The 26509-nt window shown below is 65.3% G+C and carries 29 protein-coding genes; 10 read left to right on the top strand and 19 right to left on the bottom strand.

All coding sequences use genetic code 11. From position 1 onward, the window contains the following. Window positions 1-126: 126 nt before the first annotated feature. Window positions 127-813, bottom strand: coding sequence for a response regulator (locus tag ACFSCT_RS18755; RefSeq protein ID WP_379145592.1), 687 nt, complete (start codon window positions 811-813; stop codon window positions 127-129). 213 nt (window positions 814-1026) lie between these two features. On the opposite strand from ACFSCT_RS18755, the gene ACFSCT_RS18760 reads away from it, so the two are divergent. After that, window positions 1027-1299, top strand: a complete 273-nt coding sequence (locus ACFSCT_RS18760; protein ID WP_379145337.1) for a DUF1467 family protein — start codon at window positions 1027-1029, stop codon at window positions 1297-1299. A 43-nt stretch (window positions 1300-1342) separates the two neighbouring features. On the opposite strand, the gene ACFSCT_RS18765 is transcribed toward ACFSCT_RS18760, so the two are convergent. Genes ACFSCT_RS18765 through dapB form a run of 3 tightly spaced genes read right to left on the bottom strand, consistent with a single transcriptional unit; the run spans window position 1343 to window position 3830 of the window. Next, complete coding sequence (locus ACFSCT_RS18765; RefSeq protein ID WP_379145339.1) at window positions 1343-1915, bottom strand: nitroreductase family protein; 573 nt, start codon at window positions 1913-1915, stop codon at window positions 1343-1345. Then, on the bottom strand, window positions 1912-3012 hold the full coding sequence (locus tag ACFSCT_RS18770) for a class II histone deacetylase (protein WP_379145342.1): 1101 nt from the start codon (window positions 3010-3012) through the stop codon (window positions 1912-1914). The genes ACFSCT_RS18765 and ACFSCT_RS18770 overlap by 4 nt, the downstream gene beginning before the upstream one ends. Window positions 3013-3023: 11 nt before the next feature. Beyond that, window positions 3024-3830, bottom strand: coding sequence for a 4-hydroxy-tetrahydrodipicolinate reductase (dapB, locus tag ACFSCT_RS18775; RefSeq protein WP_379145343.1), 807 nt, complete (start codon window positions 3828-3830; stop codon window positions 3024-3026). A gap of 91 nt (window positions 3831-3921) precedes the next feature. Between dapB and rbfA the strand changes: the two genes are divergently transcribed. From rbfA to ACFSCT_RS18795, 4 genes are read left to right on the top strand one after another with little or no spacing between them, the layout of a single operon-like run. Then, window positions 3922-4425 carry a 30S ribosome-binding factor RbfA gene (rbfA, locus tag ACFSCT_RS18780; RefSeq protein WP_379145345.1) on the top strand — a complete coding sequence of 168 codons (504 nt, stop codon included), beginning with the start codon at window positions 3922-3924 and terminating at the stop codon, window positions 4423-4425. Between the two features lies 1 nt (window position 4426). Next, entirely contained in the window at window positions 4427-5206 is a 780-nt protein-coding gene (locus ACFSCT_RS18785; RefSeq protein ID WP_379145594.1) for a phosphodiester glycosidase family protein, read from the top strand. Window position 5207: 1 nt separating this feature from the next. Then, complete coding sequence (gene truB / locus ACFSCT_RS18790) at window positions 5208-6113, top strand: tRNA pseudouridine(55) synthase TruB (protein ID WP_379145346.1); 906 nt, start codon at window positions 5208-5210, stop codon at window positions 6111-6113. Window positions 6114-6171: 58 nt separating this feature from the next. After that, a complete protein-coding gene (locus tag ACFSCT_RS18795) occupies window positions 6172-6525 on the top strand; it encodes a hypothetical protein (RefSeq protein WP_379145348.1) in 354 nt (117 codons plus the stop codon). A gap of 204 nt (window positions 6526-6729) precedes the next feature. Here ACFSCT_RS18795 and ACFSCT_RS18800 read toward each other — a convergent pair whose 3' ends face one another. The 3 genes from ACFSCT_RS18800 to ACFSCT_RS18810 all read right to left on the bottom strand — a co-directional run bounded on the left by ACFSCT_RS18800 (window position 6730) and on the right by ACFSCT_RS18810 (window position 9463). Next, window positions 6730-7599 (bottom strand): C40 family peptidase, encoded by an 870-nt coding sequence (locus tag ACFSCT_RS18800; protein ID WP_379145350.1) that lies wholly within the window; start codon window positions 7597-7599, stop codon window positions 6730-6732. Further along, complete coding sequence (locus ACFSCT_RS18805; protein ID WP_379145351.1) at window positions 7596-9029, bottom strand: leucyl aminopeptidase family protein; 1434 nt, start codon at window positions 9027-9029, stop codon at window positions 7596-7598. The genes ACFSCT_RS18800 and ACFSCT_RS18805 overlap by 4 nt, the downstream gene beginning before the upstream one ends. A gap of 101 nt (window positions 9030-9130) precedes the next feature. After that, window positions 9131-9463, bottom strand: a complete 333-nt coding sequence (locus ACFSCT_RS18810; protein WP_379145352.1) for a hypothetical protein — start codon at window positions 9461-9463, stop codon at window positions 9131-9133. 203 nt (window positions 9464-9666) lie between these two features. Between ACFSCT_RS18810 and ACFSCT_RS18815 the strand changes: the two genes are divergently transcribed. Beyond that, complete coding sequence (locus ACFSCT_RS18815; RefSeq protein WP_379145355.1) at window positions 9667-10314, top strand: carbonic anhydrase; 648 nt, start codon at window positions 9667-9669, stop codon at window positions 10312-10314. 15 nt (window positions 10315-10329) lie between these two features. Here ACFSCT_RS18815 and ACFSCT_RS18820 read toward each other — a convergent pair whose 3' ends face one another. The 10 genes from ACFSCT_RS18820 to ACFSCT_RS18865 form a co-directional block, all read right to left on the bottom strand. Beyond that, window positions 10330-11964: a DUF4139 domain-containing protein gene (locus ACFSCT_RS18820; protein ID WP_379145356.1), complete on the bottom strand. Its 1635-nt coding sequence runs from the start codon at window positions 11962-11964 to the stop codon at window positions 10330-10332. Window positions 11965-12167: 203 nt separating this feature from the next. Continuing rightward, complete coding sequence (locus ACFSCT_RS18825; RefSeq protein WP_379145357.1) at window positions 12168-13190, bottom strand: aspartate-semialdehyde dehydrogenase; 1023 nt, start codon at window positions 13188-13190, stop codon at window positions 12168-12170. A gap of 145 nt (window positions 13191-13335) precedes the next feature. Beyond that, window positions 13336-13956, bottom strand: a complete 621-nt coding sequence (locus ACFSCT_RS18830; protein WP_379145359.1) for a glycosyltransferase family 29 protein — start codon at window positions 13954-13956, stop codon at window positions 13336-13338. Beyond that, window positions 13953-14999, bottom strand: coding sequence for a glycosyltransferase family 4 protein (locus ACFSCT_RS18835; protein WP_379145361.1), 1047 nt, complete (start codon window positions 14997-14999; stop codon window positions 13953-13955). The genes ACFSCT_RS18830 and ACFSCT_RS18835 overlap by 4 nt, the downstream gene beginning before the upstream one ends. Further along, a complete protein-coding gene (locus ACFSCT_RS18840; protein ID WP_379145596.1) occupies window positions 14989-16170 on the bottom strand; it encodes an MFS transporter in 1182 nt (393 codons plus the stop codon). The genes ACFSCT_RS18835 and ACFSCT_RS18840 overlap by 11 nt, the downstream gene beginning before the upstream one ends. A gap of 119 nt (window positions 16171-16289) precedes the next feature. Next, a complete protein-coding gene (locus ACFSCT_RS18845) occupies window positions 16290-16973 on the bottom strand; it encodes an NAD-dependent deacylase (protein WP_379145363.1) in 684 nt (227 codons plus the stop codon). Window positions 16974-16985: 12 nt separating this feature from the next. Further along, window positions 16986-17441, bottom strand: a complete 456-nt coding sequence (locus ACFSCT_RS18850) for a hypothetical protein (protein ID WP_379145366.1) — start codon at window positions 17439-17441, stop codon at window positions 16986-16988. Between the two features lie 17 nt (window positions 17442-17458). Further along, a complete protein-coding gene (locus ACFSCT_RS18855; RefSeq protein WP_379145367.1) occupies window positions 17459-17764 on the bottom strand; it encodes a hypothetical protein in 306 nt (101 codons plus the stop codon). Between the two features lie 236 nt (window positions 17765-18000). Next, window positions 18001-18186 (bottom strand): heavy-metal-associated domain-containing protein, encoded by a 186-nt coding sequence (locus ACFSCT_RS18860; protein ID WP_379145369.1) that lies wholly within the window; start codon window positions 18184-18186, stop codon window positions 18001-18003. 82 nt (window positions 18187-18268) lie between these two features. Beyond that, complete coding sequence (locus ACFSCT_RS18865; protein WP_379145371.1) at window positions 18269-19168, bottom strand: LysR substrate-binding domain-containing protein; 900 nt, start codon at window positions 19166-19168, stop codon at window positions 18269-18271. A 90-nt stretch (window positions 19169-19258) separates the two neighbouring features. Between ACFSCT_RS18865 and ACFSCT_RS18870 the strand changes: the two genes are divergently transcribed. From ACFSCT_RS18870 to ACFSCT_RS18885, 4 genes are all read left to right on the top strand, one after another. Beyond that, window positions 19259-19408 carry a hypothetical protein gene (locus ACFSCT_RS18870; RefSeq protein ID WP_379145373.1) on the top strand — a complete coding sequence of 50 codons (150 nt, stop codon included), beginning with the start codon at window positions 19259-19261 and terminating at the stop codon, window positions 19406-19408. A 164-nt stretch (window positions 19409-19572) separates the two neighbouring features. Further along, on the top strand, window positions 19573-20502 hold the full coding sequence (locus ACFSCT_RS18875) for a DMT family transporter (RefSeq protein ID WP_379145374.1): 930 nt from the start codon (window positions 19573-19575) through the stop codon (window positions 20500-20502). Between the two features lie 85 nt (window positions 20503-20587). Beyond that, the gene (gene lepA, locus ACFSCT_RS18880; RefSeq protein ID WP_379145376.1) at window positions 20588-22384 is read left to right on the top strand and encodes a translation elongation factor 4; all 1797 of its coding nucleotides are present in this window, start codon (window positions 20588-20590) and stop codon (window positions 22382-22384) included. Between the two features lie 4 nt (window positions 22385-22388). Next, window positions 22389-23747 (top strand): AlbA family DNA-binding domain-containing protein, encoded by a 1359-nt coding sequence (locus ACFSCT_RS18885; protein WP_379145378.1) that lies wholly within the window; start codon window positions 22389-22391, stop codon window positions 23745-23747. 714 nt (window positions 23748-24461) lie between these two features. Here ACFSCT_RS18885 and ACFSCT_RS18890 read toward each other — a convergent pair. After that, on the bottom strand, window positions 24462-25355 hold the full coding sequence (locus tag ACFSCT_RS18890) for a cation diffusion facilitator family transporter (RefSeq protein WP_379145379.1): 894 nt from the start codon (window positions 25353-25355) through the stop codon (window positions 24462-24464). Window positions 25356-25706: 351 nt separating this feature from the next. Next, window positions 25707-26258: a mechanosensitive ion channel family protein gene (locus ACFSCT_RS18895; protein ID WP_379145382.1), complete on the bottom strand. Its 552-nt coding sequence runs from the start codon at window positions 26256-26258 to the stop codon at window positions 25707-25709. Window positions 26259-26509 lie beyond the last annotated feature (251 nt).

Raw genomic sequence — 26509 nt, forward strand, 5'->3', positions numbered from 1 at the left:
TCCGGGGGGAAACGCAGCGGCCGGGGTCGTGACCGGGGTCGCGAGGCCGGGGTCGTAACCGGGGGCAAGGCAGCAGGGGGAGGAGCAGGCCCCCCACGCGCCATGCCGGCCCGGCAGCAGAACCCCTCAGCCTGCCTTGGCCAGCCGATCCTGAACCAGCCCGCTGATCCGGGCGAGATCCGTCGCCAGCGCCCGGCCGGCGCGGTGATCCTCGGCCAGACCCGTCGCCGCGTCCTCCAGCATGGTGTCATGCGAGGACCGGGCCACCCCGGCCAGGAATTTCGCGATATAGTCGATCATCCCGGTATCCTGCGCCGCCGACAGAACCTCGGCCACATGGGCCAGATCGTCGCGCAGGGCCGATGCATCGGGAAACACCACCTCATCCGGCAGGGCGCGAAGGCCGATCATGCGCGCCTCGACCGGCATGGCGGCAAGGATGGATTGCTGGAAAACGGCAAGGCTTTCGATCGGCTTGGCCAGAAAGCCGTCGGCACCCGCCCGCATGGCGGTGGCCTGACCGTCGCAATCGCCGGACAGGCCCAGCACCACCGGCACCCGGGGCATCATCGAGACGATATCAGCGATAAGTTCGGCCCCCGATCCGTCCGGCAGGCCCAGATCGACGATGACCACGCCGGGGCGATAGGTTTGCAGGTGGCGCTTGGCCGATCGCAGGCAATCCGCCCGGCGGATCCGCGCCCCCGACTTCAGGCAAAGCAGCCGCACGGCCTCGCTTGCGAACTGGCTGTCTTCCACCACAAGGACCGTCAGTCCGGTCAGCGGGCGGGTCGGAACCGTCGCCTTCCACATCGGCAAGGCGGCGATGGCCGCGTCAGGGGCCGAAATGTCGGGCTGTGACGTCAAGTCGCTGTGCATTGCATCCGTCCATGTTGGAATCACCTCTTGGACGCAGTAAACCCGCAAAAGGCTAAGCAACGGTTAACGGCGTCAGGAATGACACCACAGCACCGGGACCGCCGGACACGACCCAGCCAGTCGCCCGGCCCCTGACGGAGAAACCAGATGAACCTGACCGGCGGAATCATTCTTTATGCGGTGCTGTGGTTTCTGGCGCTTTTCGTGATTCTGCCCATCGGCCACCGTTCGCAGGCCGACGCGGGCGAGATCGTGCCGGGCACCCCTGCCGGGGCGCCGGCGGAAAACCGGCTGAAACGGCAGGCGCTGATTGCCACGATCGTGGCGACGGTGATCTGGGCTGTTCTGGCATGGCTTATTCTGGGCGGCATGTTCACCCGCGATGACCTGAACACGCTGTATTACTGGCTGCGGGGCTGATCCGCGCCGCCTCATCGGGGCCGGCGCCGACCGTTTTCAAAAATCACGCCAGATAGGTGGTTTTGGCGGCCACATCGGGGCGCGGCCGTTCGGGCGGCGCGCCGCGGCTGGTGCCGATATGGACCAGCCCGACGATCCGTTCGTCGGTTTTCAGCCCCAGATGCGCACGCCCGAAGTCGGGGTTGAGAGCGGCCAGCCCGGTCAGCCACGACGCCCCCCAACCGGCCGCAAGGGCTGCGTTCAAAAGACCAAGACAGACCGCGCCGGCGGAAAGAAACTGCTCCCACTCGGGGACCTTTTCGCTGGGAACCGGGGACGAGACGACCGCCACGATCAAGGGCGAATCAAAGGCGGAGGCCGCCTTGTCGGCGCCGGCCTGATCCTGACCCTGATCCAGCGCGGCCTGATGGATCAGCGGCTTCAGCCGGTCCAGCGCCGGACGGGTCATGACGATAAAGCGCCACGGCTCCAGCTTGCCGTGATCGGGAACGCGGGCGGCAAGGGTCAGAAGCTGCTCAAGCTGGGCGCGGTCGGGCGCCGGCCCGCTAAGCAGCTTGGGCGGATGCGAACGGCGCGAGCCGAGAAATTCAATGGCGGAAGGGTCGGCAGAGGTCATCGAGAGGTTCCGAAATATTGGGCCAGTTCCGAAAGATAGGCCGAGAGATGATTGACCCAGCGGGCGTCGGGCTGGCGGGCGCGAATGGTTGCGGCCAATGGATCGTCGGCCGCAATCGTGCTGTCCGCCATGCGCGCCAGAACGGCGTGGCCGCAGAACGGAACATGCAGTTCAGAATAGCCACCCTCATGCGCCATGACCAGACGCCCGGCGCACAGCCGGTCCGCCGCCGCCAGCAGCAGGTCGGTCATCGCGGCGAAACTGCCGGCGCCAAGCAGCATGCGGCCCAAGGGATCGACGGCCGAGGCGTCATAGCCGCAGGCGACGATGATCGCCTCGGGCTCGTGGGCAGTCAGGGCGGGCAGGATGATCCGCTCCATCGCCTCAAGATAGCTGGCATGACCGCTGCCGGGTGGAAGGGGGATGTTGATATTGGCGTTACCCGCGCCGCGAACCTCGGCCGCGCCGGTATCCAGCGGATAGTTCCGATCCTGATGGACCGATACGGTCAGCACCTCGGGGTCGTCGATGAATATCGCCTCGGTCCCGTTGCCGTGATGAACGTCCCAGTCGACGACGGCGAATCTGCGGCCAAGACCCTTGGCCCGGGCGGCGTGGATGGCGACGGCGATATTGGCCAGCAGGCAAAAACCGTTCGGCAGGTCCGGCAAACAGTGATGACCGGGCGGCCGCGACAGGGCATAGGCGTTCCGCGCACGCCCGGCCAGCACCGATTCGAGCGCGGCCATGCTCAGCCCGGCCGACAGGGCGGCGATATCATATCCGCCCCGCAGAAACGGGACCCGCGGGCCGAGTTCACCGCCTTGCGCATCCGACAGCGCCTTGAACCGGGTCAGATAGTCACTGGTATGGACGCGCAGCAGATCCTCGGCCGTGGCGGGCGCGGCACTGCTGACCGAGAGTTCGGCCGAAAGCCCGGTGACGGCCAGCAGATTGACCAGACGGCGCTTGGTTTCCGGGTTCTCGGGCAGGCCGCCGCCCGGCTGGACCAACCCGCCCGCCGGGATGGTCAGGACGTAATCGCCGCCGCCGTGCCACAGCGTCCGCTCATCATGGAAAAACGCGGTTCGGGACATGCGGGCGGTTCCTAAAGGCCCAGCACGTCGGTCATGTCATATTCACCCGGCGGCTTGTCCTGCCCCCAGATCGCCGCGCGCAACGCGCCGCGCGCGAATATCGCGCGGTCGCTGGCAAGATGGCGCAGGATCACCCGCTCGCCCTCGGTCGCGAAGATCACGTCATGCTCGCCCACCACATCGCCGCCGCGTATCGACGAAAAGCCGATGCTGCCACGGGAACGCGGGCCGGTCATGCCGTCGCGGGCGGGCGTGCGCAGGTCGCCGAAGGGCTCGCCCCGGCCTTCGGCTGCGGCCTCGCCCAGCATAAGCGCGGTGCCCGAAGGCGCGTCGACCTTCATCCGGTGATGGCTTTCGACGATTTCGATGTCCCAATCGGTGCCAAGCGCCACTGCTACCTTGCGGGTCAGGCCGACCAGCAGATTGACGCCAAGGCTCATGTTTCCAGCGCGGATGATCGGGGCGTGGCGCGCGGCGGCGCGCAACCGCAGCAGATCGGTATCCGACAGGCCGGTGGTGCCGATGACATGCACGGCGCGGGCCTGCGCGCTGAGCGTGGCAAGCTGCACCGTCACCTCGGGCGTGGTGAAGTCGATCAGCGCCTGCGCCCGCGCCATCGCCTCTACCGCGTCGTCGGTCAGGGCCACCCCCAGCGCCGGGCCGCCCATGGCGGTGCCCGCGTCCTGGCCGATCAACTCGCTGCCGGGCCGGACCAGCGCCCCGACAAGCGTCACCTGATCCGAGCTGGAGACCAGTTTGACCAGCATCCGGCCCATCCGCCCCATCGCCCCGGCCACGACCACACCCGGCTTGCTCATCCCCAAATCCTCCGACTATTGCACCCGACTATTGCACCGACCAACTGTTATCCCGTTGCGGCAAAGGCCGCGACCCCCTAGATGAAGGCACATGGCTACGAACAGATTTCAACAGGGGCCCGGCCCCTCTCAGCGACAGTTGCGGGTGGGGGAACTGATCCGCCGCACCCTGTCCGACGTGCTCATGCGCGGCGATGTTCACGACCCGGACCTGAACCGGCACTCGATCACCGTGGGCGAGGTGCGGTGCTCGCCCGATCTGAAGATCGCCACCGCCTATGTGCTGCCCTTGGGCGGCCAGCGCGCGGATGAGGCGCTTGCCGCGCTGCGCCGCAATACGCGAGAGCTTCGGCATCTGGTCGCGAAGGCGATGACCCTGAAATACGCCCCCGATCTGCGTTTCCAACTGGATGAGACCTTCGACCGCATGGATGACACCCGGCGCATGTTCGCGGACGAACGCGTGCGGCGGGATATGGCGGGCGAGGCCGATCAGGATGCCGATCGGTATGGTGACGACTGGGATGACGATGATCGGGACGAGAATGATCGGGATGATGACGACCGGGACGATTCGGACGATGCGGCGCGCTGATATGCTGCGCCGGCTGGGACGGGCGGCGGGCGCCCTTGCCGTCGTCGCGATGACCGCCGCCGGTGCCCCCGCGCCGGCCGCTGCCGAGGGCATCTGCCAGCGCCTGACCCATGCCGGCAACGGCTATGTCGTTTGCACCGTTCCGGCGGCGCAGGAGCCCAATCTTCAGCTATGGCTGAAAGGGGCCGACGGGCAGGTGCTGGGGCAGTTCGACCGCATATCGGCCACGCTGCCACAGGGGCGTGCGCTGGCATTCGCCATGAACGCCGGCATGTATCACGAGGATCGCAGCCCGGTCGGGCTGATGGCGGTCGACGGCACCGAGATCTCGCCTTTGGTGACGGCGGGCGGCGGCGGCAATTTCGGGATGCTGCCGAACGGGGTTTTCTGCACCGGCGGCAAGCGGCCCTTTCAGGTGATCGAAAGCCGCGCCTTCGCAAAGGCAAAGCCCGACTGCCGTCTGGCGACGCAAAGCGGGCCGATGCTGTTGCTTGACGGTCAGTTGCACCCGCGCTTTCTGGCCGATTCCACCTCGCGCTATGTGCGCAACGGGGTGGGCGTCGATGACAAGGGTCAGGTCGCGTGGTTCGCGATTTCCGATCGCCCGGTGACGTTTTACGAATTCGCAATGATGTTCCGCGACGGGCTTGGCGCCCGCGATGCGCTGTATTTCGATGGCTCGATCTCGCGGCTGCACGCGCCCGGGCTTGGCCGCTCGGACCGCGGGCGGTTGATGGGGCCGGTGATCGGCCTTGTGGGCGACACGGCGCAGGGAAGCTGAGATGGCGCGCAAAAAGGGCCGTGACATCTCGGGCTGGCTGATTGTCGACAAGCCCGCCGGCGTGACCTCGACCGCTGTTGTGGGCAAGGTGCGCTGGGCGCTCGACGCGAAAAAGGCCGGGCATGCGGGCACGCTCGACCCCGACGCGACCGGCCTTCTGGCCGTGGCGCTGGGCGAGGCCACCAAGACCGTGCCCTTCATCACCGATGCGTTGAAATGCTATGATTTCACCGTGCGCTGGGGGGCCGAGACCACCACCGACGATGCGGCGGGCGCTGTGGTGCGGACCAGCGACCGCCGCCCGGCGCCGGATCAGTTGGCCCATGCGCTTGGCGGCTTTATCGGCGACATCATGCAGGTTCCGCCGGCCTTTTCGGCGGTCAAGGTCGACGGCGAGCGGGCCTATGATCTCGCACGGGAGGGCGCGCGGCCCGAGCTTGCCGCCCGGCCCCTGTGGGTCGAGACGCTTGAGGTGACGGGCATGACGGCCGATACGTCGGATCTGCGGATGATCTGCGGCAAGGGCGGCTATGTGCGGTCGATCGCTCGGGACCTGGGCCGTGTGCTGGGTTGTCTTGGCCATGTCGAAACCCTGCGGCGGGTCTGGTCCGGGCCCTTCGATGTCGGGGACGGGGTCAGCTTCGACCAGCTTGACCGCGACAATGCCGCCACGCTGGAGCGACATCTGCTGCCGATCCAGAGCGGGTTGGGCGATCTGCCCGAGATGCGCGCGACCGAGGAGGGCGCGATCCGGTTGCGGAACGGCAATCCCGGGCAGGTCATCGGCAGCGCCGATTTCGGAACCGAGGTCTGGGTCAGCGCGCAAGGGCGGGCGCTGGCGGTCGGGCGTTACATGGGCGGCCTGGTGCACCCCTCGCGGGTATTCGTGCTGGGCGGGTCGGCTTAGGCGGGGAACTCCAAGCGAGGAGGGGCTGCATCAGACCCCAACCGCAAAGGTGATGGCCATGCAGTTGCCACTGGCGCGGACCGTCCCGGCAGACATGCTTGTCGCCGCGCATCGCGCCACCCAATCAACCCAGCCGCTTCACGCCCAGAAACGCGCCTTCGCCGGCGGCTTCGATTCGTGCCTTCGCTTCGGCGATCCCCTCGACCGTGACGGCCATGCGGCTGCCATTGGCGTGGATCGGAACGGCAGCCGTGGTTGTCGCCGGGCGTCGCGCCGGTCAATCAGGCCATCCGATCAGGTCAGCCGCTTCACGCGCAGAAACTTGCCTTCGCCGGCGGCTTCGATTCGCGCCTTCGCTTCGGTGATCCCCTCGGCCGTGACGGCCAGGTGGTTGCCGTTCGCGTGGATATGAGCAGCAGCTGTGATTGTCCCCGGCCGACGCTTCGGTCGATCAGGCCAGCCGATCAGATAAACCGCTTCAGGCCCGGAAACGCGCCTTCGCTTGCCGCTTCGATCCGTGCCTTCGCTTCGGCGATCCCCTCGACCGTGACGGCCGTGCGGTTACCACCAGCGCGGATCGTCCCGCCATTTGTCGCCGGGGCGGCGCGCCACCCAATCAACCCAACCGCTTCACGCCCAGAAACGCGCCTTCGCCGGCGGCTTCGATTCGTGCCTTCGCTTCGGCGATCCCCTCGACCGTCACCGCCATGCGGTTGGCGTTGGCGTGGATCATCTGATCGGGCGACAGCGCGATGGCGACGTGGCCTTTCCAGAACAACAGATCGCTGCGCTGGATCCGATCCGTCACCACCGCGCCGCTCAGCCGCCATTGCTGGTCGGAATCGCCGGCGCATATCCGTCCGGCGGCGCGCATCGCGGCCTGCGCCAGACCCGAGCAGTCAATCCCCCAGCGGCTGTTGCCGCCCCACAGATAGGGCGTGCCCAGCAGCATCTCGGCCACCCCGGCCGGGTCGGGCGCGGGCTGGTCGACCGCTGCGACATGCTGGAGCGGCACGAAACCCGCACCCTCCGCCAGCCGCAGAAACCGCCCCTCGACCCCTTCCGAGGACAGCCGCGCGCCAAGCGAAAGCCCCATCAGGTCCGGCGTTTTCAGGTCGGGACCCGAAAAGATCGTCGAGCCGGGCGCGTTGACCCAATGGGTGATCGGCGGGGTCGTTGTCGTGACCGCATCGGTTTCGATCCAGCCGCAATAGCCGTCTGCCCGCGCCTGCACAAAGCTCCACCCGTCGCGCGTCTCGATCAGGGTCAGGTCGGCGCCGAAAATCACCTGCCGGTCGCGCGGGCCGCCCGGGGCGCGGCGCAGGTCGGCAACGGGGCGTATCAGCCGCGCGGGGGTGCCTTCGGTCCAGTTTTCGGCGGCGATCATCCCGCGCAGACTGTCCAGCGCGACCCGGTCGGTCGCCGGGGTCAGGCGGCGATCGGTCGGATCGACAGGGGGGGCGTCGGGCGGTGTCGTCCCACTCATGCCGAAAGCCCGGGCAGGATTTCGGGCAGCGCGTTGAAGATCGCGCGCGCGCCTTGGGCGACCCCGCCCTTTGGCCGGCCGGGGGCGGCGGCGGGGGTCCAGCCGTAAATGTCGAAATGCGCGTAATGCCTTGCCCCTTCGGCAAAGCGGCGCAGGAACAGCGCGGCGGTGATGGCCCCGGCGAAGCCGCCGCCGGGGGCGTTGTCCAGATCGGCGATCAGCGGCTCGATCATCGGCTCATAGGGTTCCCAGAACGGCATCCGCCAGACCGGATCGGCCCCCGCTTGGCCGCCCTGATGAATGGCCGCCGCCACGCTGTCGTCGTCACAGAAGAACGGCGGCAGGTCGGGGCCAAGCGCCACCCGCGCCGCCCCGGTCAGCGTCGCCATCGAGATCAGAAGCTGCGGCTTTTCCTCGGCCGCGAGCGCCAGCGCATCGGCAAGGATCAGCCTGCCCTCGGCATCGGTGTTGTTGATCTCGACCGTCAGCCCCTTGCGGCTGGTCAGCACGTCGCCGGGCCGCATGGCATTGCCCGAGATCGCATTCTCGACCGCCGGAATCAGCACCCGCAACTGCATGTGTTTCGTGGCGCCGGTTTCGGCCAGAAGCTGCGCCAGACCCAATACGGTCGCAGCACCGCCCATATCCTTTTTCATCAGCGCCATGCCGGCGGCGGGCTTGATGTCGAGCCCGCCGGTATCGAAGGCCACGCCCTTTCCGACCAGCGTCACCCGCGGTCCGGCGGTGCCACCAAAGCGCAGGTCGATCAGTCGCGGGGCGCGGCTGCTGGCGCGGCCGACCGCATGTATCATCGGCAGGTTCGCGGCCGGAAGATCGTCACCGGCCGTCACGGTGATCCGCGCGTCATGCGCCTTGGCCAGATCGCGCGCCGCCGCCTCGATCTGGTCCGGGCCCATGTCGTTCGAGGGCGTGTTGATCAGGTCGCGGGTCAGGAATTCGGCCCGCGCCATCGCCAGCGCCCGCGCCGCGTCGGCACCCGCCGGTGCCTTGAGCATGGCCCGGCTGTCGCCCGATGACGGCTTGTAGCGATCGAATGCGTATTGCCCAAGCAGCCACCCCAGCGCCGCCATCTCGGGATCGAAATCGGGGCCGTCCGCGCCCGCCAGATGCCAGACGCCGGCCGGAAGCTGCGCCACCGCGCGCGCCAGCGGGAAACGGTCCCGCGCCGGCCGGTCGGCGGCGGCGCGACGTGGACCCATGCCGAACAACGCGCCGGCAAGACCGCCATCAGCGCCCGGCAGCAGACACAGCTTTCCCGCCGCCCCGGTGAACTGCGCCTTGCCCGCCCAGTCCCTGGCCCGGGTGCGGATATCCCCGTCGAGCTGCGACAGATCGGGGCCGTCCTTGCCGGACCATATCAGCCAAAGCGGCAGGCTTTCAGCATTGTCAGGCGCGAATTCGGGGGTCATGACCGGGGTCCCTTCAGCTTTTTGCCGCCAGACTAGCGGTCGCGTTCCCGCGCGCAAGTCCCGATGCGTTCAGCCGCCGGTGCCCGGCCCGAGGGGCAGGGTCAGGCCCCGTCATCCTCGGCCATCGTGCCATCCCATATTTCGGTCAGCGAGGCATTTGCGACCCGCAGCAAACGCGCCAATGTCGCGGCATATCCGACCTCGTCACCGCATTCGGCGCAGATGGCGACGTCCTGCGCGACGGATGCAAGCGAAACCAGCCCGACCTGCCACGCCAGCCGGGACAATTGCGTGGTGCGGTCGACCACGGCCGCGCGGTTGCCGCCGGCATGGGCCAGCCGCACATCGGTGATCGCGGTGGCAAGCTGTTCCAGCGCCATGCCGATGACGTTGCGCGCCGCCATGCCGCCCAGTTCATCGACGATTTCGGCCACCCTGCGGGCGTTTACCTCAACAGGTTCAAGGGGATTCAGTCGCGCAAATTCCGGCATCGCCATCTTTCTGGTTCTGGATTCTCGATGCGCTCACATTGGCCGAATATGCTCAAGAAAGGGTAACGAGCCCCGGCAAAAATAGCTCGAATTTTCGTCAAACCGGCATTATCTGTCGCGGGACGAACGAACAGGGACGACGCAGCATGAAACTGGTGAAACCTTTGCCGGCCTATCTGATCCAACGCTATCACGGCTGGAAGGCGACCTCATATGCCGAGAACCGGGCATGGTACCGGCGTCTTGCGGATGAGGGTCAGCGGCCGCGCGCGATGGTGGTATCCTGCTGCGACAGCCGGGTTCACGTCACCTCGATCTTCGGCGCCGACTCGGGCGAGTTCTTCATTCACCGCAACATCGCCAATCTGGTGCCGCAATACACCCCCGACGGCGATCATCACGGCACCTCGGCCGCCGTGGAATACGCGGTAAGCGCGCTTAAGGTCGCGCATCTGATCATTCTGGGCCACACTAATTGCGGCGGCGTCAAGGGCTGCCTTGACATGTGCAACGGCCACGCGCCCGAACTGCTGGAAAAGACCAGTTTCGTCGGGCGCTGGATGGATATTCTGCGGCCGGGTTATGAGCGGATCGAGGATCTGCCACCGGAGCAGCAGACCGCCGCACTGGAACAGCAGGCGGTCGTCGTGTCGCTTGAAAACCTGATGACCTTTCCGTTCGTACGGGCGGCGGTCGAATCCGAAGAGCTGTCGCTGCACGGGCTGGTGCACGACATCTCGTCGGGAGAGCTGAGCCAGTACGAATCCGGGTCCGGCCGGTTCAGCGTGATCTAGGATCCCGGGGCCGGGTCATTCGCTGATCAGGACCTGATCCTCGGGCCAGCGCATTTTCGTTTCCAGCCGGATTTCCTCGGTCGCGCCGGCGGCGACGTCGGTTTCCCAGACCAGAACCCCGCGTTTGCCTTCGGGATCGGTTTCGGTGGGCGCGGGTTTGGCGGACCAGTCGATTTTCAGCGCATCCTGCGTCGAATAGGGCACGCGGTCTAGCACGCGCACCGGCCAATCTTCATCGGTCAGGTTCTTGACCGTCAGAACCGCGGTTTCCTGCCGCCCGTTCGACGAGGACAGGATCCCCCGCTCGCCCTCCGACTGCTCGGGCAGGTCGCGCCGCAGGGTGATGCCATCGATGGGGCCGAAGCCCAGTTCCATGTCATCGCCCGCAGCGGTCAGCGGCAGGTCCTGGGTTCCCGACAGCACGCCGTCGACATAAAGGCTGGCCGGTCCGGGCAGCAGAACCTGACCGCTGGAGTTCGGGGTTTCGGCGGTCAGATAGGCCGAGGTTTCGGTTCGCGGAACGGCCTTGGCATAAACCTCGGGCGTCATCGCCAGCGTGTCGAGTTTCAGGCGCAGCGCATCCGCGCCGCTGCGGATATTGACGGGCGTCGGATAGTGATAGGCGACCGTCGCGCCATACATGACCGATTCGGCCGCATCGCGGGCCACGACCGGCGCGACCTCGAGGTTGGGCGCGTCCGCCATGGACTTCGCGGTCGCCCCGCCGGACTCCATCACCACACCATCGTCGCGCGGAATGATCCGGGCCTCGACCGGCCAGGGGTCCGGGGCATTCGACTGCCCCGCGGGGCGCGAGGTCGACAGCGTCAGATCGACGCCCTGCCAGTCCTCGCCCGAGTTCTGCACCACCATCAGCCCGCGTTCGACGTCAAGCGCCGGTTTTTCGACGCCGAAACGGGTCAGCCGCAGGTCATAGACTGGCGACCAGCCGGCGTCGGTTATGGCACTGGTCACGTCGATGGTCGCCGGCGCGCCGGTCGAGGATACCGTCATCACCAGCGCCACCCCGTCGCGGTTGTCCTCGGTCAGCGCGGTCAGACGGGCCTGTGCCTGACCCAAGATCCGCAGGTCATCCTCGCGGCCGACATCGGCCTTTTGGGCCTCGAGGTCGGCGGCCTGCGCGGTTTCAAGCGCGGTCAGGATGGCGGCGCCGACCGCCTGGGACAGCGCGACGATATCGCCCTCGGCGATGGTCCTTTCGCCCTTCGCCAGATCACGCAGGAAAGCCGCCTGTTCGCGGGCGGCCTCGGCGCGGACCCGGTGGCCCTGCGCCACGGCATCACGGTCGCGCAGGGCCTGCTCCAACCGCCGCACCTCGGCCCGGGCGGCGATGACCGCATCGCTTTCGGCGCTTTCATCGGGCAGGGCGCGGCTGGTCTGCGCCGAGACCGCCCCGACCGTCACCCCTTCGGCGGCGATGCGCAGCGTTCCGGGGTCGGTGCCTTGCGGCAGCCCGGGCAGCACGACCTCATGCGTGCCGGTCGGTATGGTCAGGCTGATCTGGCGGGTGACGCTGGCGCCGTTCGGGTAAAGCGTCACCTTGGTGATCGGGGCCGAGGCGGTGATCGTGTCGGCCATAAGGGCGGCGGGCGCCACCGACAGGCACAGGAACATTGCGGAAAAGCGCATGAACAATTCTCCCTCATCAATGGGGTCAGGTTCGGCGCCAACGCGCCCGAAATCAACCGTCCAGCGCGCGTATCGCAAAGATTTCACGCGGCAATGACAAAGGGCCCGGCGAGAACCGGGCCCCGTCAATCAATCCGCCGAATGGGCTTATCGTGCCGCAAAGGGCCGGTCAGCCGCAAAGGGCCGGTCAGCCGCGGGGAGCCTCAGCCCTTCTTCAGCACCCGGTTGCCCAGCGTCTCGGCGATCTGCACCGCGTTCAGCGCCGCGCCCTTGCGCAGGTTATCGCTGACACACCACAGGTTCAGCCCGTTTTCGATGGTCGAATCCTGCCGGATGCGGCTGACGAAAGTGGCATAGTCGCCGACGCTTTCGACCGGGGTGATGTAGCCGCCCGGCTCGCGCTTGTCGACGACGAGGATGCCCGGGGCCTCGCGCAGGATGTCGCGGGCTTCGTCCTCGTCCAGAAAATCCTCGAACTCGACGTTGATCGCCTCGGAATGGCCGACGAACACCGGCACCCGTACGCAGGTCGCGGTGACCTTGATCGCCGGATCGAGGATCTTCTTCGTCTCGGCCGTCATTTTCCATTCTTCCTTGGTCTCGCCGCCATCAAGGAAAACGTCGATCTGCGGGATCACATTGAAGGCGATCTGCTTCGGGAACTTCGACGGCGCGACCTCTTGTCCCGGGACATACATGCCCTTGGTCTGGTTCCACAGCTCATCCATAGCTTCCTTGCCGGCGCCGCTGACCGACTGATAGGTCGAGACGACGATGCGCTTGATCCGCGCGCGGTCATGCAGCGGCTTCAGCGCCACCACCATCTGCGCGGTCGAGCAGTTGGGGTTCGCGATGATGTTCTTGTTCTTGTATTGCTCGACCGCCTCGGGGTTCACCTCGGGCACGACCAGCGGAATTTCGGGGTCGTAGCGGTAGAGACTGGAATTGTCGATCACCACGCAGCCCTGCGATGCCGCGATGGGCGCGTATTTCTTGGTCGCGTCCGAGCCGATCGCGAACAGCGCGATGTCATAGCCGGTAAAGTCGAACCCGTCGATGTCCTTGGTCTTAAGGGTCTTGTCGCCATAGCTGACCTCGGTGCCAATGCTCCGGCGCGAAGCCAGAGCGACTACCTCATCAGCAGGAAACTGGCGCTCGGCCAGAATGTTCAGAATTTCACGGCCCACGTTCCCCGTGGCGCCGGCGACAACGACCTTGTAGCCCATTGGGGGTTCCTTTTCAGCGAATAGCGATGCGCTTTAGCCCAGCCGGGGGCGGGAGAAAAGGGCTAAGCGTGGCGAAAAGCAGGTCCCGAAGCCGGTGATCACATAAATACCATAGCGATGCGCCGCCATGGCCACGGGCGTGGCGTCAGTCCCTGACCACGCGCAGCCGCGGGTCGGCACGCTCCAACCCCGCCACCCAAGCCGCTTCGGCCGCGAAATCATGCGGGACCTGATCGGCCGTGCGGCGTCCCGACAGGCTTTGGCTGGCGAAGAAATCAAAGCCGTAAAGGGTCAGGCTGTTCAAAGGCGCGCCCAGCAGCAGGTCGATCATCATCGCCCCGGTGGTCGGCGGCGCGCCAAGCCGTGCGGCCAGCGCCGCGTAATCCGCCGGCGGGTACAGGTAAAACCCCGGGCTGGTGGCGGTGCGCCAGTCCAGACGCTTGCGCTTGGGCGACAGCCACAGGATGCGTCCGGGCGCGATCCTGTCCCGCTCGGCGTCGCGCAGTCGCACCGCCAGCGCCAGCCAGTCGGTGCGGGTGCCATGGCTTTCGGGCGCGGGCATCGGTGCGCGGTTGATGCGGATCACCAGATCGGCGGCGTCGATGGCCGCGCCGTGCCGGGCCTTTGCCAAGGCGCGGGCATTGCCGATCAGCGCGACATCACGGCCGGCGACGGCATCGCGCAAATCCTGCTTCGGCACCGAAAGTGTCGCCAGCGCGGCTTCATTACCCGTCAGCCGTGCACATAAAAAACCAAACCTGTTCAATCGACTGCATCCAGAAGTTTGCAGTATACATCAACGATGGCGCGGGCCTCGGTCTCGATGGAATGATTGGCGCGCACATGGGCCAGCGCGGCCTGTCCCGCACGGGCGCGAGCCGCGTCGTCGGCAAGCCAGCGGGCAATGGCCCGGGTCAGTTCGGGCGCGTCGTCGGGGGGCACCAGCGAACCCGTAACCCCATCGACGATCAGCGATTCGAAGGCGCCGACGCGGGTCGCGACCACGGGCACGCCGCAGGCCATCGCCTCAAGCGGGGTCAGGCCGAACCCCTCCCAACGCGGGGGGGCGACGAAAAGGTCAAGCGCCTGATAGTGGCGCACCACATCCTCCCACGGCAGTTCGCCAAGGAAACGCACCCGGTCGGCCAAGCCGGCCTTGGCCAGTTTCTGCTGCAGCCCTTCCGCGAAGGCGCGCTGGTCGGGGGTGATCCGGCCGGTGAAAATCACCATGGCGCGGGGGTATTGCGGCAAAAGTTCGATGGCGGCATCGACCAGCAGGTCGACGCCTTTCTGTGCGCGGATACGGCCAAAACAGCCGATGACGACCGCATCGGGGGGCAGGTCGAGCTGCCGGCGCAATGCGTTCCGGTCCTTAGCCGGTTTGAAAACCGCGGTGTCGACACCGTGCATGATCACCTTTGCCGGCCGCTCCAGATAGCCGGCGGCGCGGTCCGAGGTCGCGATCAGCGCGTCCTGCTGGCGGATCAGCCAGCGGGTAAAGCCGGTATGATGGCGCTGCGCGGCCGAGGTGAACAGCAGGCGATAGCGCCGCCGCAGAATGCGCCGCAGGATCAGACCCAGCGCCATTTCGGTATTGCGCCGCGCGTGCCAGACCCGCCAGCGGTCGCGGGGCAAGGTCGCCGCGCGGGCAAGCGGGATATGGGGCAGGGCGGGGGGCAGGCCCGGCCCGGTCGTCACGATCCCGATCATCCGCGCCTGCACCGGGATCAGCCGCACCACGGTCGCCGTGACCCCGGAGAGGCGGCGTTTCAGGTTCGGGGCGACGACTTCGATCTGTTTACTCTGCATGGCGGGACATGGTGAACATGATCAGCGCGATGGCAAGGGGCAGTGCGAAAAGCGCGAAGACCGCGACATAGGCAAAGGCCGGCATTTCGGGCGACACCGCCCCGGCATAGACAGGGCGCGAGGCGAATTGCATCAGCCCCGCGCCGCCGACCCCGAACATGTTGATCAAGGTGACGCCGCGGCCGATCAGATGCGGCGGAAGGGCGGTGCGGCCATGGGCCATGATCGCGGGATAGCTCGCGCCGAAGAAACTGGTCGCGGCCAGCAGGATGGCGGCGGGCCAGATGCCGCCGCCGGGCCACAGGCACAGACCCAGAAGCGCGGCAAGCTGCATGCCGGTGCCCAGCACGATGGTCCGGCGGCGCGATCCGGTCAGCCGGTCCACCGGGTCATAAAGGAAGGTGCCGACGATCAGCGCGATACCCATCGCAAGGGTCACTTGCCCGATGCCCTCGGTCCCCATGCCGAAGACGTCGCGCAGATAGGGGCCGGCCCACAGCCCCCGGATCCCGGCGGTCGGGGCATAGGCGAAGGTGATCAGCGCCAGCAGCACCCACATCCCGGGCAGGCGCAGGATCTCGGTCAGGCCAAGGCCGCGCGCCTGTGCCGGATGCGCGATCCGTTCGGGGTCGCGGACGGTGGCGGCGATGGCCGCCGCCGTGACAAGGGTGATGATGGCAAGCCCCCATTGCGTGCCGCGCCAGCCGAACGCCTCGATCGACCATGCCAGAGGCGCGGCGCCGGCCAGATTGCCAAGCGATCCGAAACCGACGATCAGCCCGGCGAGAAAGCCGAAACGCTGCGGCGGATAGCTGCGGGCGAAGATGAAATACGAGGCCATCAGCACCGGCGAGCAGCCGATCCCGGTCAGCGCCATGGCCAGATGGATCGCCCCCGGTCCCTGCGCCATCGCGAACACCACGCAGCCCAGCCCGCCGCCGAAAGCCAGCAACCCGGCCGTGGTCCAGCGCGGCCCGAACCGGTCCAGCGCCTGCCCCAGCGGCAGTTGCATCAGCGCAAATGTCAGGAACCACAGCCCCGACGAGATCGCGAGCGTGCCCGGCGTGGCGCCGATATCCTGTTGCAGGACCGGCGCCATCACCGCAAGGCAGGCGCGGAAAAACTGGCTGAGGCAATAGCCAAGGATCAGAAACAATATGCCCGCGCTCATCATCGTCCCGGATTGTTCGGTGCTGGCGGCACGCTGACGCAGCCGGACGGCGGGCGCAAGGGTCGGACGGGTGCGGCGCGCGCGCAAGCGCAGTCATCGACGGCGGTCATCGACGGCGGTCATCCAAGCGAGGCGACCCAGTCCGGCACCAGCCGCGTCGCCGGCCCGGTCAGCCGGCGGCTGAAATCCGGGGCGTTGGCGCTGTCGGTCAGGTTCAGCTCCAGCGTCGGCACGTCGTGATCGCGCGCGCATGCCGCAAACCCGGCGGCCGGATAGACCTGCCCGGATGTGCCGATGGCGCAGAACAGATCGGCTGCAGCTATCGCCGCGATGATGCGGTCGAGGTGGTGCGGCATCTCGCCGAACCAGACGATGTCGGGGCGCGTGGCCGGGCGGTTGCAGGCGGGGCAGGGATCGGTGGCCTGCATGCGCAACGGCGCCGGCCAGCGATGACCGCAGGCGGCGCAAAGCGCCCCGTCAAGCGCGCCATGCATATGCAGGACCTTGGGCGAGCCGGCGCGTTCATGCAGGTCATCGACGTTCTGGGTGACGAGCGTAAGGTCATGGGCGGGATTGCGGCCAAGATCGGCCAGCGCCAGATGCGCCGCATTCGGCCGCGCCGCCCGGGCATCGGCGCGGCGCATGTTATAGAAGCGGTGCACCAGTGCCGGGTCGCGCCGGAAGGCCCCGGGCGTGGCCACATCCTCGACCCGGTGGCTTTCCCACAAGCCGTCGCCGTCGCGGAACGTCCGCAGGCCGCTTTCGGCCGAGATCCCCGCGCCGGTCAGGACCACGATTTTCATGCCGAATTCTCCTTAGCCGGTGCCGTTCTCTTGGGGCTGGGCGGGCCGATAGGCGAGGCAGGGATCAAGGATCACTCGCGCGCCCTCGGCCGGGACCACGCCGCCGGCGATGGTCACCACCTCGCCCGGCTGCATGCCGAGCGTCTCATAGGTGACGCACATGGCTTGCGCGCCGCCGTCGGGGCAGATGATCAGATAGGCCAGCGTGCCGTCGCCCTTGACCATGGTCAGGGGCCCGGTGACGGCCATCGAGACGCGGCTGGCCGTATCCGGCATGCGGTCCAGCCACCCGCCCAAGGTCTCGCAGGTGGCGGGCGTGTCGGGCATCGCCTCGCCGGCGCGGTAGGGGCTGGCGGGATCGCAGCAACCGGCGGCCACACCGAAGCCCGGCGCGGCAAGCGTAACCAGCGACAAAACGGCCCCGACCGCCACGCAACCCACGCGCGTCGGCCGATCAACCCGGCGCATGGCGGCCGAACGGCGCCTTAGCGGGCGCAGTATGCCTCGGCGGTATTGGCGAAATTCTTGTAGCGGGCCCAGAAGGCGTTGTCGGCGTTGGATTTCGACATCCGCACTTCTTGCGCCTTATGCGGCTCCTTGAAGAACCCGGCGGCGCGGCGCTGGTCCGAACGCGACAGGGTCATGTCGGCGACCTGCTGGATGCAGCCGCAAAGCGGGGCATTTGCCTGCGTACGGTTCGACCGCAGGCACGCGCTGTCGATAGGTCCGGCGACGGCGAATGGTGTGGTCAACGCCAGAACGGCGCCGGCCAGAATGGCACGGTTGAACATGTTCCTGTCTCCTCGATCCCGGCCGTCTTACGCGGCGCTGTTTATCGGCGGGACGAATCCCCCGCACATATCTGTGATAGTACCAGAACATGGCCTTTGGCTCAATCAGACTGTCCGCCACACAGTTCGCCGGGGCGCGTCCGATCACCACTAAATATTGTTGCGCATGGCAGTCGAGAGCATCGCTTTCTCCGCCTCCGGGCGCGACCGGACGCCCGGGTGAGTCGGGCCGCGCCTCAGTCCGGGTTGGGGCTATAGCCCGCCTCGCGAATCGCGTTCTGCGCGGTTTCGGAATCCAGCCCCTCGACCTCGACCGTATGGGTGTCGAGATTGATCTCGGCCTTGCCTCCGGCGGCGTGGATCGCCTGTTCGATGGTGGCCTTGCAATGGCCGCATGACATATCGGGAACCTTGAAGCGCATCCTTTCCCTGCCTTTCTGATGATGGAGACAGATTTCGCTGTCATTTAAGTGATCATGCCCCGCGAAGGGCGCAAGGGCAAACCTATGATCCGCGCGGGATCTGCCCAAGCTCGGCCCGCAGCCAGTCGCGAAACCGGCGCACCGGCGCGCGGCGGGCGGCGGCGTCGGTGGTCACGAACCACAGGCCATGACCCCAGGACGTGCGGCGGGGTGCGAAAGGCTCGGCAAGCTGCCCGGCGGCAAGCCGGTCCTGCGCGATGGTTTCCCATGCCAGAAAGACGCCCTGACCGGCGAGTGCCGCGTCTATGCACATCCCGGCATCGCCATAGCCGGGGCCGCGTCCCAGATCGGCGGGCGTGATCCCGCTGCCTTCCAGCCAGCGCGCCCAGCCGGACATGTCGTCATTCTCGAAGATGACCGGAACCGACGACAGGTCGGCCGGCCTGCGCAACCGTTCCGCCATGGCCGGGGCGCAGACCGGCAGGTGGTGATAGGGCAGCAGCAGTTCCGAACACAGATCCGGCTGCCAGTCCCCCGCGCCCGCCCGCAAGCAGATGTCCACGCCATCGTGGCGCGGATCGACCAGCCGGACCGTGGGGTCGATGCGGATGCGCAGATCGGGGTTCGCCTGCTGGAAACGGCTCAGCCGCCAGACCAGCCAGCGGCCGGCGAACAGGGGGGCGGCCGAAACGGTCAGCAGGTCCGAGCGATCCGCCAGCGCGATATCCACGCTTTGCGCCAGATCGGACATTGCGCGCGCCAGCGCCGGCATCATCGCCGCCCCCAGTTCGGTCGGGACCATGCCGCCGGGCAGGCGATGAAACAGCGGCCGGCCGATCAGCGCCTCGACCTTGGCGATGCGCTGGCTGACCGCACCGGGCGTGACGGCAAGCTCCTCGGCGCTGCGGGAAAGCGTACCCAGCCGGCCGACGGCTTCCACCGCGCGCAGTCCGGAAAGGGGAAGGCGATCAAGCTCGGACATTCAGATAATCTAAAGCCATACGCAGGAAATATCCATGCGTTTATGGCGGTTTCGGATGGTATCACCTTATTTCGCTAAAGGAGTGACGCCATGCTCATTTTCTTGAAAACCCTGTTCCGGCCCCTCGAATGCCCGGCCTGCTGGCGGCGCGATCCATTGTCCCATCCCGATATCGCGGCCATGGACGAACGCGCGCGCGCCGATCTGCCCTTCGATCCCAGCCGCGTCGACCCCTGCTGAGCCACGCGGCGCCCCCTTTCGCCGGCACGCGTGGCCCTGTATGGGCGGGCCATGAGGAGACACGAAGATCACCCAAGCGGTTGTGTGAACGGCCTGTCCGCGTCCGGGTGGCGCGGCGGAACCATGCGCGACCGCGCGGCGCGGCACTGGCGGGATGCCGGCCGATGAACAACCTGCGTGCCGCCGGGCTGATGGTTCTGTCGATGGCGCTTTTCGCCTTCGAGGACACGTTTCTGAAACTTTTGTCCGCGTCCCTGCCGGTCGGTCAGGTTCTGGCCATGGCCGGGGGCCTTGGCATGCTGGTGTTCTGGGCGCTGATGGCGCTCCGCGGGCAAAGGCTGTGGACGCGCGGACTGCTGCATCCGCTGGTCATAATCCGCAATCTGGGCGAGGCGGTTTGCGCCATGGCCTTCATCCTGGCCATCGCGCTGGGCGATCTGTCCTCGGCCTCGGCCATCCTGCAATCGCTGCCATTGATGATGACGGTCGGCGCGGCGCTGTTTCTGGGCGAGCCGGTGGGCTGGCGGCGCTGGGCCTCGATCGCGGCGGGATTTGTCGGCGTGGTGATGATCGTGCGGCCGGGCGCCGCGTCGTTCGACGTCGCGTCGCTTCTTGCGGTGGTGGCGGTGCTGGGGCTGACGCTGCGCGATCTGGTCACGCGGCGGATCCCGCCACAGGTTTCGTCCGATGCGCTGACAGCCTCGGCCTTCGGGACCATGATGCTTGCCGGGATTGCCCTCGCGGTCCTGCGGGCCGAGCCGCCCGAAATCCCAGCGCCGTTGGATCTGCTGCGGCTTTGCGCCAGCGTCGTCTTTGGTCTGGGCGGCTATTCGGCCATGGTCGCGTCGGTCCGGCTGGCGCCTTTGGGGGCGATCGCGCCGTTCCGATACTCGCGACTGGTGTTTGCGATGCTCCTTGGCATCATCGTGTTCGGAGAGCGGCCGGACGCCCTGACCTGGCTTGGCAGCGCGATCATCGTCATCTCGGGCATCTATGCGATGTGGCGCGAGGCGCGGGTCGCGGGCGCCCGGGTCGCGGCATCGGCGGGCCCGCCGCGCGCCGGGGGCGCATGGTCGCGTTTGCGCCGCCGCTGACAATCCCACCGCGTCTTGCACGGGTCTTGCCGGACCGGCGCAAATTCCGCTTCCCGCCCGGCTTTCGCCCTTGTATAGCCCGGCCATGACCGACCTTGATCTCATCCGCAACTTCTCGATCGTGGCCCATATCGACCACGGTAAATCCACTTTGGCCGACCGGCTGATCCAGATGACCGGGACCGTCGCCGAACGCGACATGAAATCCCAGCTTCTGGACAGCATGGATATCGAGCGTGAGCGCGGCATCACCATCAAGGCCAACACGGTGCGGATCGAATATCCCGCCAAGGATGGCCGCAAATATGTGCTGAACCTGATCGACACCCCCGGCCACGTCGATTTCGCCTATGAGGTCAGCCGGTCGATGCGCGCGGTCGAAGGCTCGCTTCTGGTCGTCGACGCCACCCAAGGGGTCGAGGCGCAGACGCTGGCCAATGTCTATCAGGCGATCGACGCGGGCCACGAGATCGTGCCGGTCCTGAACAAGATCGACCTGCCCGCCTCCGAGCCCGATCGCGTCAAGGAACAGATCGAGGATGTGATCGGCATCGACGCATCCGACGCCATCCCGATTTCCGCGAAAACCGGCATCGGCATCCCCGACGTGCTGGAGGCCATTGTCCACCGCCTGCCCGCGCCCAAGGGCGACCGCGATGCGCCGCTGAAGGCGATGCTGGTCGATTCATGGTATGACGCCTATCTGGGCGTCGTCGTCATGATCCGGGTCATGGACGGCGTGATCCGCAAGGGCGACCGCATCAAGATGATGCAGACCGGCGCGGTTTACGGCATCGACAAGCTCGCCGTCCTGAAGCCGCAGATGGTCGATATCGCCGAGCTTGGCCCGGGCGAGATCGGCGTGCTGACCGCATCCATCAAGCAGGTGCGCGACACCCGCGTCGGCGACACGATCACCCATGAACGCCGCGGCACCGACACGCCTTTGCCCGGCTTCAAACCCGCCCAGCCGGTGGTGTTCTGCGGGCTGTTCCCGGTCGATGCCAACGACTTCGAGGCGCTGCGCGACGCCATCGAGAAACTGGCGCTGAACGATGCCAGCTTCAGCTATGAGATGGAGACCTCGGCCGCGCTTGGCTTTGGCTTCCGCTGCGGTTTCCTCGGGCTTCTGCATCTGGAGGTGATCCGCGACCGGCTGGAACGCGAATATGATCTGGACCTGATCACCACGGCGCCCTCGGTGGTGTTCAAGCTGCACATGCGCGACGGCGAGGTGCGCGACCTGCACAACCCCGCCGACATGCCGGACCTGACGATGGTCGATCATATCGAAGAGCCGCGCATCAAGGCGACGATCATGGTGCCCGACGAATATCTGGGCGACGTGCTGAAACTGTGTCAGGACCGCCGCGGCATCCAGTTGGACCTGACCTATGCCGGCCAGCGCGCCATGGTCGTCTATGACCTGCCCTTGGCCGAGGTGGTGTTCGATTTCTACGACCGCCTGAAATCGGTCACCAAGGGCTATGCGAGTTTCGATTATCAACTGTCGGAATATCGCGAGGATTATCTGGTCAAGATGTCGATCCTCGTGAACGACGAACCCGTCGACGCCCTGTCGATCATGGTCCACCGCGACCGTGCGGAATCGCGCGGCCGGGTGATGGTCGAAAAGCTGAAAGAGCTGATCCCCCGCCACATGTTCAAGATCCCGATCCAAGCGGCGATCGGCAGCCGCGTGATCGCGCGCGAAACGCTGTCGGCGATGCGCAAGGACGTGACGGCGAAGTGTTACGGCGGGGATGCCACGCGGAAGAAAAAGCTGCTGGAGAAGCAGAAAGCCGGCAAGAAGAAGATGCGCCAGTTCGGGAAGGTCGAGATCCCGCAGACGGCGTTTATTCAGGCGTTGAAGATGGAGTGAGGGGATGCCTCTTTCAGCCGAACACCGCAAAACGCTACTTTACTATCGGCAAGAATCTCTCAGTCTCGAACTAAAATCTATTATTGATCTTCGATCGCGCGAAGGACAGGCAAAGCTGATTAAAGCGGTGCACGCGCTGTACAATCGAAACGGCGGCGTCCTTTTAATCGGTTTTTCTAATTCAGGTGAGGCAGTAGGTCTAGCCCAGGAAATTTTATCTGAATACACGCAAGATAATGCGCAAACAATTATTTCTCGCCACTCCACGCCCTTAATCGAGATTGAACTAGACTTTCTTGAGGCGGACAATTTCAAATGTCCAGTAATTATCGTCCCTTCTGGTGTTCGGATTCCGATTTCTGTAAAAAGGGGATTGACGGATCAGTCGGACGGGACCACGCATCTTAAAGTTGGGGAGGTTTATTTTAGAACTTTATCGGCGAATGGTACCCCCAGCAGTGCATTGTTTAAGACGACGGATTTTTCAGAATTATTAGACGTCTGCTTTAGAAACAGGGGCGCAGAGATTATTCAGTTGCTTCGCGATGTTCAGTGGGCATCAATGAAAAATAACGAATCAGAAGTAACGGATGAAGAGATTGGTCGCTCTTCGCTCGCCGATTTCGACAAATTCTTCCAAGCTGAATTAGAAGCAAGTCCACTAGCTCAGGACCGTATATGGCTTCTTAAGGCCTTAACTATGAAGGTGGCCGTCACACCTCTGTCCCCTTTAACACAACGCTCTCCAACCGAACAACTTCTTAATAGGGTAAGATCATCAAACCCGAACTACACAGGTTGGCCAGTTTGGCTTGATTCTCGTGGCTTTCATGATCAATCTACACGGCCTCATGTAACTAATAACGGCTGGAACACGCTTTTCAATCGCGACGGCTGGGACGGAAGTCCTGAACTCGAAATGCTTCGGGTGGAACCCAGTGGAAGGCTATTTCTCCGTCGAGTATTACAGGACGATCTCAATACAGAGCGCCCTCGTGGCACCGTTCTCGATCCACTTCTTCTTACTCACCGTGTGGTCGAAGTAATTGCTGCCGGTACATCCATTCTTAGGGGCATTGGCGTAGATGAAGAGACAGACGCTATTTTTGCTTTCGAGTGGAGTGGACTTTCGGGGCGCCAATTAAATGCGTGGACCGACATTACGGCTTATTTCCGTGATCAACGAGCTCACGATAATAGCGCAGTGTCGATTGTTCGTGTTCCTGTTTCGACATCGCCTTGGGAGGTCGCTGACTTTGTGGCGAAGGCGGTAGATCCTCTCTTTGCATTGTTCGAGGGCTTTGAAATGCCGAAATTTAATATAGAACAAATGGTTAGTCGGGTAGTCAAAAATTCGCTGTAAAATATTCCAAACCACCATCCGACTAAATTGCACAGCAAGGGTAGGGTGCGTGTAAACACGCACCCTACCGGGCTTATCCGGCGGCTTTGTCGCGGTGATAGGACGAATACGGCCAACCCTCGGGCTGCGTCACAAATCCATACTTCACCGGATTGAACTAACACTATTGCATATGCGCCGCAAAATCGTCCTCATCGCGTATGTGATGTTCCCAAAACCGCCGTTGCCATACCCCACGCTTTTGCCGCGAGATATGGCTGTCGGCACACCAACCATTGGCACGGCGCGCGAAAACTATGATTTGATCAAACGCCAACGTATCGAATAGTCTCGATCCCCGTCCGGCAGCCACTAGGCGCAATGCAGATGATCCAGCAAGACCACTCAAGCGGTGATCCCGAACACCCGCTCCGTCCGCGTCTACCCCACCGCTTCACACAAGCGCAGGACATGATCGGCCAATGCCCCGCCGTGCAACCGCCCCGGCAAAAAGATCGGTACACCGGGAAGGCGCGGGCGAGGATTGCGCGACATGGCAGGACGCCGCGACGAACGGCTAAGGAACCGTTACGCGAGTGCATGCCCCGCACGCCCCGCCGTCGATACGCGTATTATCTCGCAAATGGACACGCACCCAAACATGTTCGGCAGATAGGCCCCCACCGTCCGGACCATAATCGCATGGCGCCTCCGCACACGTGGCCCGGCACAGCGTCAGTGGATCCGCTCTTTCGGCGCGCAGCTTTCCTTTTCCATCTGCAAGGTGGTGTGGTGCAGGTCGTAATCGTCCTGCAGCCGCTTCTCGATGTCCCGACGCACCTGCTCGGGGTCGGCGCCGTTGGCAAGCACGGCATGCGCCGTCAGCGAGTTCTGGCTTTTCGTCAGCGACCACAGATGAAGATCATGGACCGAGGCCACGCCGGGGGTCGTGGCGACGGCCTTTTCGATGTCGGCAAGGCTCATCCCCTCTGGGACGCCCTCCAGCAGGATGTTGACGCATTCCTTCAGAAGCACCCAGGTGCGCGGGAACACCATGAAGCCGATGCCGACCGCCAGCACCGAATCGACCCATGACCAGCCGGTGAAATAGATGATGACCGCGCCCAGAATGACCCCGATGGAACCAAGCATATCCGCCCAGACCTCCAGATAGGCGCCCTTCACGTTAAGGCTGCTGTCCTTGTGCCCGGTCAGAAGCCGCATCGAAATCAGATTGACCGCAAGGCCGATCGCCGCGACCACCAGCATGCCGACCGACTGGACCTCGGCGGGCGCATAAAGCCGCTCATAGGCTTCATAAAGGATGTAGAAGGCGACACCCAGCAGCAGAAGCGCGTTGAATGTCGCCGCAAGGATCTCGAACCGGGCATAGCCGTAGGTGCGCAGCAGATCCGCCGCGCGCCGCCCCAGATAGATCGCGACCAGCGCGATGCCAAGCGCGAAGGCATCTGTCGCCATATGCATCGCATCGGACAGAAGCGCGAGACTACCGGTGATGAAACTGCCGATGATCTCGGCCGTCATGTAGGTCGCGGTCAGGCCGAAAGCCATCCACAGGCGCGGTATCGGCGTATTCTGAACATCGCCGTGATTGTGATCGCCACTCATCGGCAGCTCCTTGATTGAGGTTATGCGCGCTTCCGTGGTGCAGCAGACCACATTTCCGACCCGAAGGCCAAGTGTAACGGCGGATCGGGCGGATCAAGGACGGGTGAACGCGATGTCGCGCAAATCGGGTGGCTGAGGTCCGAAGGGGCAGATTACGAGCGCCGGCGGAAGAAAAGCCCCGCTCGCGATGGCTGAACGGCAACCGGCTGCTTTGCCCGCGCGTGAGTGATCCCGGCGCCCGACATTTCTGTGGCGGCGCGCCCTTTGCCCGATCATCGCGCGGAAAGGTCAGGGAAGGGCGCGGAATGTGCCTGCGCGTCGCTTGCCAATAAAATCCGCGGGCGAAGCGCCCTATTTTGGCGGGTTCAGCTTGATCATCGTCTGCTGCGCCATGGTGCCGTTCGCGACGATGATCTCGCGCCCGTCGTCGGTGCGCAGCGAGGTAAAGCCCAGCGAGATATTCTGCACCGTGCCGACTTCGCACGAGTTCGCGGTCGGAGCGGCGATCTGCAAACGGTCCCCGCGCCGGAACGGGCGATAAAGCACAAGGCTGATCCCCGCGATCAGGTTGCCAAGGGTCTGTTGCGCGGCAAAGCCGACGATGACCGACATCAGCCCGACCCCCGCCAGCATCGTCGTCGCCAGCCGGTCCAGCGCCGGGATCAGATGGGCGTAAAGCGTCAGCAGCAGCACCCAGACCACAAGGCTGATCAGATGGCTGAGAAAGGACAGGGTGATCTGGTTGAACCGGTCGGAGGCGTCATGGGCCAGCGCCGCCAGCGTCAGCCGCCGGATCGTCCAGGACAGGATCAACCCCGTCGCGAACAGCGCCAGCGCGATGATCGTCGCACCCGGAAGCGTGTTGGGGTCCAGCAGTTTCAGAAGCGGTTTGAGCTGTTCCATGCCGTCAATCGGTGATGAATGGCACGGCATAGTCAAGCGGGAAATGGTCGCAGCAAGGGAGGCGGAAGACTATGAATGAACGGGAATTTCGTGGTGGTTAGGCGGAGGCGCCACGGGTTCGAACCCCACGGTGAGCACCGTATAAGGGGCCCGGATCAGTAGAAGTGCAGGGACCGCAGCAACAGAAGAAACGGGCAAGACGGGCCTGCGTAATCCGCTGGATATGCTGATCCCTGCCGATGTTGCGCCGA

Origin of the sequence: Paracoccus pacificus, assembly GCF_042680785.1 — a bacterium.
In the GTDB taxonomy this organism is placed as follows: Bacteria; Pseudomonadota; Alphaproteobacteria; order Rhodobacterales; family Rhodobacteraceae; genus Paracoccus; species Paracoccus pacificus.